9 protein-coding genes are annotated in these 14,912 nt (G+C 40.7%); 3 read left to right on the top strand and 6 right to left on the bottom strand.

All coding sequences use genetic code 11. The features are described 5' to 3' along the window. From Q4557_RS17455 to Q4557_RS17440, 4 genes are all read right to left on the bottom strand, one after another. Positions 1-1,353 (bottom strand): ATP-binding protein, encoded by a 1,353-nt coding sequence (locus Q4557_RS17455; protein WP_303414291.1) that lies wholly within the window; start codon positions 1,351-1,353, stop codon positions 1-3. Further along, on the bottom strand, positions 1,344-2,018 hold the full coding sequence (locus tag Q4557_RS17450) for a response regulator (protein ID WP_102439768.1): 675 nt from the start codon (positions 2,016-2,018) through the stop codon (positions 1,344-1,346). The genes Q4557_RS17455 and Q4557_RS17450 overlap by 10 nt, the downstream gene beginning before the upstream one ends. A 94-nt stretch (positions 2,019-2,112) precedes the next feature. Next, positions 2,113-2,787, bottom strand: a complete 675-nt coding sequence (locus tag Q4557_RS17445) for a LysE family transporter (RefSeq protein ID WP_102439769.1) — start codon at positions 2,785-2,787, stop codon at positions 2,113-2,115. Between the two features lie 96 nt (positions 2,788-2,883). Continuing rightward, entirely contained in the window at positions 2,884-4,194 is a 1,311-nt protein-coding gene (locus Q4557_RS17440; protein ID WP_303414287.1) for a dicarboxylate/amino acid:cation symporter, read from the bottom strand. 222 nt (positions 4,195-4,416) lie between these two features. On the opposite strand from Q4557_RS17440, the gene Q4557_RS17435 reads away from it, so the two are divergent. Continuing rightward, positions 4,417-8,079: an invasin gene (locus Q4557_RS17435; protein ID WP_303414284.1), complete on the top strand. Its 3,663-nt coding sequence runs from the start codon at positions 4,417-4,419 to the stop codon at positions 8,077-8,079. A gap of 121 nt (positions 8,080-8,200) precedes the next feature. Here Q4557_RS17435 and astB read toward each other — a convergent pair whose 3' ends face one another. Further along, positions 8,201-9,535 carry an N-succinylarginine dihydrolase gene (astB, locus tag Q4557_RS17430; protein WP_303414281.1) on the bottom strand — a complete coding sequence of 445 codons (1,335 nt, stop codon included), beginning with the start codon at positions 9,533-9,535 and terminating at the stop codon, positions 8,201-8,203. Between the two features lie 346 nt (positions 9,536-9,881). On the opposite strand from astB, the gene topA reads away from it, so the two are divergent. Then, positions 9,882-12,575 (top strand): type I DNA topoisomerase, encoded by a 2,694-nt coding sequence (gene topA / locus Q4557_RS17425; protein ID WP_102519959.1) that lies wholly within the window; start codon positions 9,882-9,884, stop codon positions 12,573-12,575. Between the two features lie 209 nt (positions 12,576-12,784). Here the strand turns inward: topA and Q4557_RS17420 are convergent, their stop codons facing one another. Further along, positions 12,785-13,570 (bottom strand): hypothetical protein, encoded by a 786-nt coding sequence (locus Q4557_RS17420; RefSeq protein ID WP_102476128.1) that lies wholly within the window; start codon positions 13,568-13,570, stop codon positions 12,785-12,787. 286 nt (positions 13,571-13,856) lie between these two features. Between Q4557_RS17420 and cysB the strand changes: the two genes are divergently transcribed. Continuing rightward, on the top strand, positions 13,857-14,831 hold the full coding sequence (gene cysB / locus Q4557_RS17415; protein ID WP_102440502.1) for an HTH-type transcriptional regulator CysB: 975 nt from the start codon (positions 13,857-13,859) through the stop codon (positions 14,829-14,831). The last annotated feature ends 81 nt before the right edge of the window (positions 14,832-14,912 follow it).

The raw sequence follows: 14,912 nt of genomic DNA, 5'->3' as shown, positions 1-14,912 counted from the left end.
TCATTGATTGGGGATCTTAATAGTGAATTTTGCCCCTTGTAACTGACTTTCTGTAATTGATAAGGTGCCGTGATAACTGCTGACAATTTCATGACACACAGCAAGTCCAATGCCTTGACCGGGGGATTGGGTGTCAGCGCGCACACCACGCTGAATGATGCGCGTTTTGAGTGCATCTTCAACGCCAGGGCCATCATCTTCTACGATTAACACAGTGCTGCCATCGTCATCAATAAAGGCTGTAACCTTGACCTGACTGATACACAATCTAAAGGCATTTTCCATTAAATTACCGCACAGTTCCATCAAATCACCTTTATTGACTGGAAAGCTAATATCAGAATTAATATCACTACTAAACAGCACTGACTTTTCATGATAAATCTTGAATAACATTTGTGATAACTGCTCAACCATGGGTAACACGGGCGTTTGCTCCTGTATTAGTCCTTGTCGGCCCACTAAGGCTCTTTTGAGTTGATATTTTACGAGTTGATCCATTTGTCCTACTTGCTGCATGATTTTTTCGCTCGCATCAGCCTTACTTAACTGCTGGTCGTCAGTAATGGCGTGAACCGCAGCTAAGCGGGTTTTTAGACTGTGGGCTAAATCATTCATGGCATTTTGATAGCGAGTTTGCTGTTCGCTAGATTGGACTAATAATTGATTTAACGCTTGAGTAACGCCTTTTAATTCTTGTGGGTAATCACTTGATAGTGTTTGTTTTTTTCCCTTAGTGATTGCTTGTAGTTCTTGTTTAAGGGTTATCATTGGGTGCATGCCCCAATAGGCTGCACTGATCAGTAGTATGAAGGCTAAACCTAGTACAACGGCCAGTCGCAGATAAGTTAACCGTTTAAAGCGTTTGAAGTCTCTTTCAACGGTTTTTGCATCTTTGAGCACTATCATGTTGTATTGCTGTTGATTCAATTCAACCGGTAATTGATAGGCAAAATAAGACTTATTATTTGCCGTGGTCAGATAATAGGGCGGGGATGTATCGGCAATGGTTTTAAATCGGCTACAAATGTCATTGATGCCGTTTTCTTTTGCCAGTGTAGAGGTCCAAATTTGGCGATAATTATCCCCACAACTGGCCATAATATAGCGTTTCTGCCTATTATTTTCTTGCAGCCAATTGTTATTTTTCGGAATTAAGTCGTGCTCTCTTAATTCGGCTGCAATTTGAGGCATTTCAGCGATTAGTTGCGAAGTTTCGACATTGTAGCTATTTTGGGCGTGTAAAATGGTCAATGACCAAGCTAGGGCAAAACCAACAAGTGCAATAATCGCTAAGGATGTGATTAACATCCTCGTGAGCAGACGCTTTTTGGGTTTAAATCTTAGCTGCATGGTAAGTTAAATTTATATCCTTGACCGCGTATTGTTGCGATGGGGTTTTCAATAGCGCCTTTAGTCAATTTTTTTCTGATACGGCTTACCATTACCTCGATAGTATTAGGGTCACCTTCTTTATCACCATAAATCACATCAAGTAAGCGTTGCTTGGCAACGACTTCATGGCAATGACGCATTAAATATTCCAAAATTAAATATTCAAAGGCGGTGACTTCCATTGGCTCATCATTTAATGAGACTTGTTTAGCGGCTAAATCAAGCTGCAGAGCACCTGAGCTGATGGTCGATTTAACAAAGCCTGCACTACGGCGCACAAGAGCGTCGAGGCGAGCGACTAACTCTTCTTTTTGAAATGGTTTTACCAGATAGTCATCTGCACCGGCATTAAGGCCTTCTACTTTATCTTGCCAGTTAACTCTCGCGGTTAAGATGAGAATAGGAGCTTTGACGCCTGCATTTCGAATTTCAGAAATCAATGTCATGCCATCTTTATCGGGCAGGCCAAGGTCAACGATGGCAATATCAATAGGGTAGTTAGTTGCTTGATAAAAGCCTTCTTTAGCCGTCAAAGCCACTTGGACTTGATTGCCTAATTCAGATAACTGCACATTTAGATGGTGCGATAAAATCGGATCGTCTTCGATTACCAAAATTCTCATAGGAAATACTCTTACATTGTTAATCGTTAGATATTATCAGCCTAATACTTAACTGTAGCTGACACAGAGGAATTTTATTTTGAATTGTTAACCTCTAGTTCAACAGATGCGTGGATATTAATGACATTGCAATGGTAATAGCGACGCCAAGGAAAATAATACCGGTAATGATATTAATTATATTATTGCCTTTAGCCATTTTGTGTTGAATGTTGGGGTTGGTTAATATGATGGCGAGAAAGCAAAACCAAATGATAGATAAGCCAAATAATAAGCTAGCTGACGCAAATTTCGTTTCTATAGTGACCTGTGGTGTCACCAGTACGGTAAAAATGGTGATAAAGAATATTAACGCTTTAGGGTTAAGCAAATTAGTATAAAGGCCAATTTGAAAGCCTTTTAAAGCAGACATAGTGCCTTGGTGAGGGAGACGGCCATTGATTTCAGTTTCATCAGATGATGCTTGAGTTTGTGTATATGCCCGATATGAGGCCGCTAAAGCGCCATAACCCATCCATGCCAAGTAACTCACCCCAATAATTTGCACCACTATGTAAGCCATTGCAGATTGCTGGATCATGATGCTTATCCCTAAAAGTGATAGCAAACTGTGCACCAATATCGCGGCACTTATTCCTACCGCGCACATGATTGCAGTGCTGCGAGTTTGTTGTGTGGCTGTTTTTACAATAATAGCGAAATCAGGCCCTGGGCTAATTAATGCTAAAGAGTGAATAACGGCAAGGGTTGAAAGCAGGGTAAAATCCATTTTAATCTCATGAGTTAAGCATCTGATTAGTTAGGTTATAACACAAATAAAAAAGGCGCCATAACATGGCGCCTAAATATTTAATGCTAATGTATTTTACGCTTTGACGTTTTTAACTTGATCTTCAAAGCTCGCACTTACTTTACCCGCTTGTGAATCATTGAATACAGCTTCATTGAACTCACCTTCAGATTTGGCAATGACGATAGTTGCGACTGAGTCACCCGTTACGTTAACCGCGGTACGGATCATATCAAGTAGACGATCAACACCGATAATCAATGCAATACCTTCTACAGGAAGGCCGACTTGGTTGAGCACCATGGCGAGCATGATTAAGCCAACGCCAGGAACGCCAGCAGTACCAATGGATGCCAATGTCGCAGTAACAACCACTGTTACATAATCCATTAGGCTCAGTTCAATACCAAATACTTGGGCAATAAATACCGTTGCCACACCTTGCATAATAGCGGTGCCATCCATATTGATGGTAGCGCCTAGGGGTAAGGTGAATGAAGCGACTTTATTATCAGCACCTAAACGGTGTTCACACGTCTCGATGGTAACAGGTAAGGTTGCATTTGAACTTGCAGTACTGAAAGCAAATAATTGCACATCACGGATTTTACGTAAGAACATTAATGGGCTTAAACCTGAGAATGCCTTGAGTAACGTAGGGTAAACAACCAGTGCTTGCAGAAGTAATACAAAAATTACTAAGAAGAAGTATTGAACTACGCTACCGAATGTTTCTAAACCTAGGGTTAAGCTTAGTTTTGCCATCAGCGCAAATACACCATAAGGCGCAAGTTGCATGATTAAAGTAACCACGCGCATGATGACTTCATTTAAATCATTAAATAATGCCGATACACGTGCGCCGCGCTCGCCAATGTGTGAAATTGCAAAACCAAAGATGACTGCAAAAATAATGATTTGCAGCATGTTGCCTTGGCTCATGGCTTCAATTGGGTTTGTTGGTACGATATTAATCACGACTTCAGCAAGGCTAGGGGCATCTTTAGCGCTGAACTCCATCGCAGAGGTTGCCAGTGATGCGTTACCAGGGTGAACGAGAATGGCCATTGAAATTGCGACCGTTAAAGCAATCGCGGTGGTGAACATGTAAAACGCAATGGTTTTACCACCAAGTCGGCCTAATTTGGACGGGTCACTCAATGAACAGGTACCACAAACCAGTGATACGAACACTAGCGGAACCACTAACATTTTTAAACTTGAAATGAAGATGGTTCCAACAACGTGCAAGATACCTTCAGTAATATAATCTTTTACGAATAAACTATCGGGGAACACATTTCTTAGAATTAATCCAAGAATAATACCCGTTGCCATACCTATTAGTATTTTGCTTGTTAAACCAAGCTTACTTTTATTAATCAAAACTACATCCTTCCCATCATTTTTATAAGTATATTTTTTACATTTTTAAGCCTATCAGGAAACGAAATCTTATGAAACGGGGTAAAAGTTAAAGTTTTTGAGGATAAATGTGGAAAAAAACAGTAGAGTAAAGAGAAAGTTGCAATATTTTTGTTTGATATCGCTTACTAAGTAACTATTATAATTCATAAGTACGAGTTTAATGTAACAGGGAGACTGACAATGAGGTCAGCACAAAGACTATTTTTAGCGCTTTTAAGTTCAATATTTCTATTTGCTTGTAGTGGTGGTGGAAGCATTTCCGATGATGGTAGTGGGGGGGTGGATCCTGTTCCTGTCACAATTGATGTAAATCTAACGTCTACGGCCAATACCATTTCCAAAGCAGAACCTGCGACTTTAACTGCAACAGTTAAGGATTCAGAAGGAAATGCTATAGAAACACTGGTCACATTTAGTTTAAATAATGATACTTACGGAACTTTTACACCTTTAACTGGTGAAGTGACGACTAATTCTGATGGTGTTGCTACGATTCAATTAAATACTGCCCAAATAGCAACGGGCGCGACTGTTACAGCTACAACTTCAACGGGTGAAAGTGCAACTTTAAATGTCACTATGGTTGGTGATGGCGCTGAAGCTGGCGGAAATTTAGTTACCGCAGTACTTGTAGATGACTCTGGAGCTACTATCAGTCAAATTAGTGCTGCTGTTTCAGGTGTTGTAAAGGTCACTTACACGGACTCCGATGGTAATGGATTAGAGAGCAAGGTGGTTTCATTCACCTCTGATTATGGCGTATTTACTCCCACATCAGGTACAGCTTTAACTGATTCTTCTGGTGTAGCAAGCATTGCTATATCTGCAGGGTCAATTGCTGGTTCTTCTGAGATATTAATAATAGTTGAAGAAAATGAAACAGTTATTGGGTTTACAACATTAGGCGATGAAGTAGAAATTAAGCCTATTGACTCTTACACTCTAGAAATTGTTGTTAACGATACTCTTGGTAATGAAAATAGAGATATTTCTCAGTCAAAACCTGGCGTAGTCGTTGCGACTTTACTTAAAGATAACTTACCGGCGGCTTTTGAAACAATTACCTTTACTTTAGAGGGGGAAGGAGTATTAAACCCTACGACTGGTACCGCGCTAACTGATAACAATGGTGAAGCTATTATTGCTCTTAATACTGGTAACTCTGCAGGAGCTGGAACTGTTACTGCTCAATTTAATTTAGACAGTGATTCTATCTCAGAAGACTTCAATGTAAATGTAGCTGGTGATGCTCCAGGTGGAGATGGTGAAGCTAATGAGTTAAGGATTAGTTTGCAGGACGCTCAATCAGGGGCTATCACAACTAATGTTTCCCAGTCTAATCCAGGTAAAGTAGTTGTAAACCTAGTTGATAAAGATGGCTTACCTTTAACGGGTAAAGTGATTACATTCAGCAGTACTTTAGGTAGTTTTCTACCCACTAACGGCACAGCTTTAACGGACTCTTCAACAGGTGAAGCATTTATCACATTAACAGCTGGCACCATTGAAGGTGCTGGTGAAGTGACCGCAACTTACGGTGATACCTCTGCTGTTGTTGGTTTTGTGACTGCTGGTGATGATATTGACCCAGTAGAAGCTAGCCCTGCAATAGCGTTCGAATTATATGATTGTAATGATGCGACTACATGGGATAAAAACCTTAAGAATTTTGAAGTTTGTACTGTTACTGACAATATAACTAACGACAGACCAGGTATCCTAGGCGCTACAATCACCCGCTCGGGCAGCACCCAGGTTTTAGAGCAAGTTTTAGTAACAGCTGGTACAACAATTGGTGCAATCAGTCCTAATTCAGGCACTGCTATTACTAACAGTGATGGTAAAGCTATACTAGATTTATATTCAAATGGTGATGTGGGCGCAGGTGAAGTGTCACTTAAAGTACAAGATGTGACAGCCACAAAAGCATTTGAAATAGGCCGTGTTGATATTAGCCTCGAAATTGAGACTGCGGCTGGCTCAGATGTTATTCCTGCTGGTGGTTCGACTATCGTTACTGTTACGGTCTTCAATCCCGATGGATCGTTATCTACAGGTCAACCATTTTCATTAGAGTTCACTTCAGAATGCGTTGCAGCAGGTAAAGCTGTTATTGATACTCCTGTGGTGACTAATGGTGGTAAGGGTTATGCTACTTATCGGTCAACGGGGTGTGAAGGTGATGACACAATTACCGTTTCTGCTATCACTGGTGGTAGTGCTGTTACAGCTTCTACAGCTATAAGTATTGACACTATTACTGTCGGCGCAATTGAATATGTGTCAGCGACACCGACGCAACTTGCTTTACGTGGCACTGGTGGTATTTCACAAGTTGGTTCTAGAAGTGAAACCTCTGTAGTGTCATTTAGGGTTATTAATGAAATAGGACAAGCGGCAGCGTCAGAGCGTGTTTGTTTTGAGCTGAGTACTGAATTAGGTGGCATGACATTAAGCCCTTCTCCTTTAGCTCAAGACTATGATGTATGTAGCAATATGCCTAAAGCAGGTGATGCTGAGTATCCTAGTGATATAACGTCACCTAATAAATATGCAGTCGCTTATACTGATGCTAATGGTGATGTTCAGGTTACTGTGCATTCTGGAGATGTACCAACAGCAGTTAAAGTATTTGCTTTATGGGATGGCAGTACCGAGTCAGGTCATAATGCGATAGTTTCAAATATTTCAGATCAATTAGTCATTTCAACAGGTCTTGCCGATAATAATAGTTTCTCACTATCTGCAACTGTATTAAATGTTGAAGGTTGGGAGCATGATAACGAGAAATCTACGGTAAACATTCTAGCAGCTGATCATTTCAATAACCTTGTTCCTGCTGGCACAGTGATTAATTTCAGAACGGAAGGCGGTGCAATTGATGCGACTTGTGAAACAGGCTTGCAAGATGGTACTGATAAGCCAAATGGTGGCTGTAGTTTAGATTGGCGCAGCCAAGACCCAAGACCATTTTCAGGTACCACGGTTATTTGTCCAAATGGTGGGTTCAATGGTATTACAACGCCACCTTGTACAGGTACAACTGTGGCAGGTTTTGCTGATGGCAGTAACTCGGTTATTGCAGAGCCAAGACCTGGGCGTTCAACTATCCTGGCTTATGCAATTGGTGAAGAAAGTTTTGTTGATTTAAATGGTAATGGATTATTTGATGCAGGTGAGCCATTTACTGATTTAACTGAGGCATTTATTGACCATAACAATGATGGCTTCTATCGCGATCAAAACTCAGCTGGCAATACTCCAGCAGGTGCGATTAATGAGGAATTTATTGATTATAATACCAACAGTTCATTTGACGTTGCTGATGGTTTTTATACTGGCTTATTATGCGCGGCAGGTTCAGAGGCAGCATGTACCGATACTGGTAGTGGTAATTTTAAAGCACAGTTAAACGTGTTTAGAAATATGACAGTTGTTATGTCGGGTTCAACTCCATACGGGCGTTTTGTCGATATTGATGATGCTGGCAATATTACTGATGTTGCAGAAATTGATATTAGAACAGTACTTGATGGTAATGTACCGCCAAACGATATAGGTTTATCGACTAAAACTGTATATCTATTCTTGTCTGATTTAAATAATAATACATTGGCAAGTGGAACCACGATTACGGCAACAACTGAAAACGGTGAATTATCATCTGCTACCAGTTCTTACACGATTGGCAATAACACCTCAATGAGACCATTGCTATTTGCCTTTACTGTGGGCCGTGAGAGTAGCGCTAACCAGAAAACCGATGGTAACTTAACTATCACGGTGCAAACTTTATATGGTGACCCTGTAACGTATACAGTGAACGTTAAAGATAATGGTTAATTGATTAGTATAAACTTTAACAAAAACCGCTCATAGAGCGGTTTTTTTATCTTTGAAAGTGGATGTCACTTCAATAAAAAAGCGCCTAGTTAGGCGCTTTTGGTTATTTTAAGTTTATGATTTATTTCTGAAATTGATAAACACTGCCAAGCTTTAATATCTGAGTTAACTCATCCAATGCTGTGCGCGATTCAATAATTAACTGCGGATCCGATAAATCAGCCACAGTTAAACTGTCGCGGTAATGCTTATCAACCCAAATATTAAGGCGGTTAAATAATGCATCATTCATCAAGGTGTTTTGATTGACTGCGGAGATTTCTAATTCACTCATGGCAACACGTAAACGCAAACATGCAGGACCGCCGCCATTTTGCATACTTTGTTTTACATCAAAATATTTAACGTGTTTTATCGGCGTTCCTAAAGTCACAAGCTCATTTAAATAAGCATGGACTGCCGGGTTTTCTAGGCAATTTGTTGGGGCGATTATCGCCATTTCACCGTTTGGCAAGGTGATAATTTGCGTGTTAAACAAATAGCTTTTAACGGCGTCATTGATGGACACTTGCGAGGTGGCAACTTTGATAAAGTGCACTTCTGTATTCATCTTATGGCGAATTTCTTCGAATTTTGCATCAGTATTTAAAAATGCTTGTTCATGATAGAACAACACATTTTGGTTACCGACAGAAATAACATCATTATGGAAAACCCCCTGGTCAATAACGTCAGGGTTTTGCTGCATGAAAACACAGCTTTCTTCATCTAATTGATGCAGTCTAGCAACGGCTTTTGATGCTTCTAATGTTTGTCTGGCAGGAAATTTCTTGGGTCTAACTGTATTAGGATTAGTGGCTTCTTGACCATAGGCAAAAAGCTCAACGCCTGCATGACCATAATCACCACACAAACGGGTGTGATTAGCTGCGCCTTCATCGCCAAAGCTTGCATGTTCTGGTAAATGTTGATGATGTTTAAAAAAACGTTCGTCTTTAAATGTGGCCTTTAAAATATTCGCCGTAGTTATCGGTTCTATACTACGGTGTAACTTATCTACCAAATTTGCTGGCGTAAAATGAACCTTGCCATCTCGACTGTCAGCACTGGGTGACACAGTTGCAGCATTAGCGGTCCACATAGATGAAGCACTACAGCAGGCATTGAGTAATGCAGGAGCTTGCTTGGCGGCTTGTGTTAACACTTCAGCGTCAGAGCCAGCAAAACCCATACGGCGTAGCGAATAAAGGTCTGGACGCTCTTGAGGGGCTAATACACCTTGAATCATGCCAAGATCTGCGAGTGACTTTGCTTTTTGAAGCCCTTGCTTAGCGGCAGCCTTAGGGTTTGATGCTTGGGCCGCGTTACTGTATGAAGCAACGTTACCAAAAGATAGCCCTGCATAGTTGTGCGTTGGCCCGACTAGACCATCGAAGTTCGCTTCAAAGTGCTTCATTTATTTTCCTTAATAGTCATTCTTATTGTTATTTAAATAGGTTTTTTACGATTTAATTTTGTGAAATTACCGTCAGTATACTGATGATATAAGGGTTAACAAGCGGTGACTCGGGTCGCAAATATTGAAAAAGTGACTAAACATGCACAAGTTTTACTTGCTAGACCCTAAATAATGAAATATTACTTTTTATTAACGCAATATTATTTTTTCTCCTTTTTTATAATTGATTAAAAAATGGCTCGCTGGACACATATTAGAGGTATTTACTTGAAACATTCGTCTCAACACTCTATATATGGAACCAATTTATATCTGTTAGAGACTTTTTGGCGCAAATTAAACTATGGGTAAATCACTAGTTATTGTCGAATCGCCGGCCAAAGCCAAGACTATTAATAAGTACCTTGGTAAAGAATTCATCGTTAAATCGAGTGTAGGTCACATCCGTGATTTGCCTACATCATCATCGCCAGACAGCACGGTAGCGACTAAAACGCCGGCTGAAGTTAGAAAAATGGCGCCTGAAGAAAAAGCTAAATACAAACTCGCGCGGGATAAACGTGCTTTAGTTGCCCGTATGGGGATTAACCCAGAAAAAGGCTGGGCGGCTAAGTATCAAATCCTACCAGGTAAAGAAAAAGTCGTTAAAGAGCTGCAAGCATTAGCTGAAACTGCTGACCACATCTATCTCGCAACCGATTTGGATAGAGAGGGTGAGGCAATTGCATGGCATTTGCAGGAAATTATTGGTGGTGACGAATCTCGTTATCAGCGCGTTGTGTTCAACGAAATTACCAAAACAGCCATTCAAGATGCATTTAGCAAACCATCTGTACTTGATACCAACATGGTTAACGCACAACAAGCGCGTCGCTTTTTAGACCGAGTTGTGGGTTTCATGGTGTCGCCATTACTTTGGAAAAAAGTAGCTCGCGGTTTATCTGCAGGCCGTGTTCAATCGGTAGCCGTTAGACTGGTAGTTGAGCGTGAAGGTGAGATTAAGGCATTTGTCCCTGAAGAATTTTGGGATGTGCATGCTGATTTAGCAACTTCGCAAGCTCAAAAGCTAAAAATGCAAGTGGCAAAATATCAGTCGGCGGCCTTTAGTCCAATTAATGAAGCTCAAGCTCAAGTAGCGTTAGATGCGTTAAAAGATTCAAAGTTTGTGGTTACCGGTCGTGATGATAAAGCGACATCAAGTAAACCATCAGCGCCTTATATCACCTCAACATTACAACAAGCAGCGAGTACTCGTCTTGGTTTTGGTGTTAAAAAGACCATGATGATGGCGCAGCGTCTTTATGAAGCAGGGCATATTACCTATATGCGTACCGACTCGACTAATTTAAGTCAAGAAGCGGTAGATGGTGTACGGGAAATGATCGCTTCTGAGTACGGCAACGACTATTTACCAGAAAACCCAATTCGATATGGTAGTAAAGAGGGCGCTCAAGAGGCGCATGAGGCTATCAGACCGTCTAACGTTAAAATCCTATCAGCTACAATGACTGACATGGAAAGAGACGCTCAGCGCCTTTATGAGCTTATTTGGCGCCAATTCGTTGCATGTCAAATGAATCCAGCTAAATATGATGCGACTCGTTTGACTGTGACTGCAGGTGATTACGAACTTAAAGCCAGTGGTCGTACACTGCGCTTTGACGGTTGGACTAAAGTGCAACCGCCAATGGGTAAGAAGAACGAAGAAGACAAGACTTTGCCAGTGGTTAATAAAGGCGATGTGTTAGATCTAAATGAATTGTTACCTAAACAACATTTTACTAAGCCGCCTGCACGTTTTAGTGAAGCGTCATTAGTTAAAGAGCTTGAAAAGCGCGGTATCGGTCGTCCATCAACCTATGCAACGATTATTTCAACTATTCAAGACCGCGGTTATGTAAAAGTAGAAAACCGTCGATTCTTCGCTGAAAAGATGGGTGAAATTGTTAGTGACCGTTTAGTTGAAAGCTTCAGTGACATTATGAACTTTGACTTTACAGCTAGCATGGAGCAAACCCTTGATGATGTCGCTCAAGGTAAACTTGAGTGGAAAAAAGTCCTTGATGGTTTCTATGGCGATTTAACTAAGCAACTTAAACATGCAGAGTTAGATCCGGAAGAAGGCGGCATGCGTCTTAATGAGATGGTGCTGGCTGAAGACATTAAGTGTCCAACCTGTGGTCGCCCAATGGGTATTCGTACCGGCACCACCGGTGTGTTCTTAGGCTGTTCTGGTTATGCTTTACCGCCAAAAGAGCGCTGTAAAACCACCATGAACTTAACACCAGGTGAAGAAGCTGTCAGCGACAATGAAGATGCTGAAACTGATGCACTGCGTGCTAAACATCGTTGTGGTAAATGTGGCACCGCAATGGACAGTTATCTCATCGATGAAGAACGTAAATTACATGTTTGTGGTAATAACCCAACCTGTGAAGGTTACGAAATCGAAGCTGGTCAATTTAAGATTAAAGGTTATGAAGGACCAATCATTGAATGCGATAAGTGCGGCAATGATATGGAACTTAAAAATGGCCGCTTTGGTAAATACTTTGGTTGTACCAACACCGAATGTAAAAATACCCGCAAGTTACTAAAAAGCGGCGAAGCGGCGCCACCTAAAGAAGATCCTATCTTCTTACCTGATTTGAAATGTACTAAGTCTGATGCACATTTTGTATTGCGTGACGGCGCGGCAGGTATTTTCCTTGCAGCAAGTACGTTCCCTAAATCTCGTGAAACACGAGCGCCTTTGGTTGAAGAACTGGTTCATTATCGTGAGCAACTTTGGCCAAAATATCAGTACCTTGCCGATGCGCCAGTTACCGATGATGATGGTAATAAAGCCGCAGTTAAATTTAGTCGTAAAACCAAAGAGCAATATGTTGCTACTGAAGTTGACGGAAAAGCCACTGGTTGGTCATCAAAATTCATTGGTGGCAAATGGGTGAGCGAATCAACTAAGAAAAAGCCAGCTAAGAAAGCGGCGGCCAAAAAGCCAGCAGCGAAAAAAACAGTAAAGAAAAAGGAAGATTAATCTTCTTTCTCTAACAAATTAGCGATTGAAAAAATGGGACCATAGGGTCCCATTTTTATTGCTCAATTTTCATGTTTTTTAATCATCTAAATAAATAGCTATAGGATAATTAGCATTGCTGTTTTGATTATTGGGGGGCGATTATATTTCACTCAATAAAAAAACCTCCGAAGAGGCTTTAAAATCTGTAAATTAAATAAGTTAACCCGTTACCACTTCTTTTTAGGTTGAAACAACATATCAATATCATCACCTTCATTTTTATTCGGTTTTACTGCATCTGGGATCACTTGTTTTTGCTGTGAGTTAATCTCACTGAGTAACTCCTTTGCTTCGTCAACTTTGCGGGAAATAAATGGGTCATCCGGGGTTTTCGCTTTAATCGCTTGCAGTGTCGCTAGCGCCTTCGACACCATTTGCTTAGAAGAGCCAAATTGTTTTAGCGAATTAGACGCTCTTGCTCTTGAAAGCATGGATTCAACATTGATGCGTAACTGGTAACTGTCGATACGACTTTCTGCTTCAGCAAACACCTGCGGCTCTATTTTACCTTTATTATTTTCTGCCCGAACAATGGCTTTTAATTTTTTAAGCATTTGTACTAATTCTAGAATTTGCTTGTCATTGTCAGGTAAACGAAAGTTTTCTATGGCTAAGGCTTGCATTGCATTGTTATTTAAATTGGTTATTTGCGCTTGAATATCAATTTGTCTGCGTTGGTAATCCGCCTGCTGAGGCTGATTTACTAAATAGGAAACCGACACCTGTAGGGCTTCATTGATGCGTTTATATAACACCAAAATAATACTGCTAGGAAAAGAAGCTAAGCCGGTGCTGGAAAGTACTGACTCAGTTTCATCTATGATGGCTCGCTGACGTTTTAATTCCATTCGGCGTTCGGCTTCAGCACGCTCTTTTTGTTGTTGTATCAGACTGATACCAATGATGAGGAGAAAAAGTGCACCTATAAGGATCAGTACCAAAGTAAAGGTCATGTGGTTTCCATTCAATAATAAAATTGGACAGTGGCTTAACTGCCACTTTTATAAATATCTAAGCTGGTATTCTAGCTTATGAAAAAGTGTGTGTCGTAAAAAAGTCTTACATTGTGACGAAAAATTGTGGAAATAGTGACACAGTGGTCAAGATTAGCATTACAGAGCAATAACATGCAAAACTCTCAATGTTGTTATTACTGTTTGCATTAATATTTTAGATGTTCTATAACATTTAGCTATAAGGTTAAAATAATATGTGATTGGCAAGGGTGAAGGTCGTAACATGAAATTACAGCAACTAAGATATATTGCCGAAGTGGTAAAACATAATTTAAATGTCTCGGCTACCGCTGAAGACCTTTATACTTCTCAGCCGGGGATCAGCAAACAAGTACGGATGCTAGAAGATGAGTTAGGGATCCAAATCTTTGGTCGCAGTGGTAAACATCTTACACATGTGACCCCAGCAGGCCAAATGGTCATTGATATTTCTAATGACATTTTGGGTAAAGTTGAAAGCATTAAAAAAGTATCAGAAGAATATACCCAGCCTAACCAAGGCGAGCTGAATATCGCAACGACAGATACTCAGGCCCGTTACGCTTTACCGCAAGTGATTAAGCCTTTTATTAAGCGCTATCCGAAAGTTAACTTACATATGCACCAAGGTACGCCATCGCAAATCAGTGAACAAGCTGCTCGCGGTGATGCCGACTTTGCCATTGCAACTGAAGCTATGCATCTGTATTCAGACTTAATTATGTTGCCTTGTTACCATTGGAACCGTTCTGTGGTGGTGACCAAAGATCATCCGTTGGCCAATCGTAAAACATTAACCATTGAAGATTTAGCTGAATTTCCGTTAGTGACTTATGTGTTTGGCTTTGATAAAGCCTCAGAAATAGAAAAATCATTTAATAAAGCCGAACTTGAGCCCAGAGTGGTATTTAGTGCTACGAGCGCTGACGTGCTAAAAACCTATGTCAGATTAGGCCTAGGTGTGGGTGTTATTGCTTCTATGGCCATTGACCCAATTATTGATAAAGACTTGGTTGCCATTGACGCAAGTCATTTATTTGCCCACAGCACCACTAAAATAGGCTTTAGACGTGGCAGCTTTTTAAGAAGTTACATGTATGACTTTATGTATAACTTCGCCCCGCATCTCACCCGTGATGTGGTAGAAAAAGCGGTTGCGTTACGTGATCAGCAATTGATTGATGAAATGTTTGCAGGCATGACGTTACCTGTTCGCTAGTTTTGAACTTGAAGGGGGCATAAGCTGTGTTCAAACAAAAAAATCTCGCGAATGCGAGATTTTTTATTTGAAGCTGATAGC

The organism is Shewanella sp. 5_MG-2023 (assembly GCF_030547465.1).
GTDB lineage: Bacteria > Pseudomonadota > Gammaproteobacteria > Enterobacterales > Shewanellaceae > Shewanella.
This window is presented reverse-complemented; position numbering and strand designations above follow the sequence as displayed.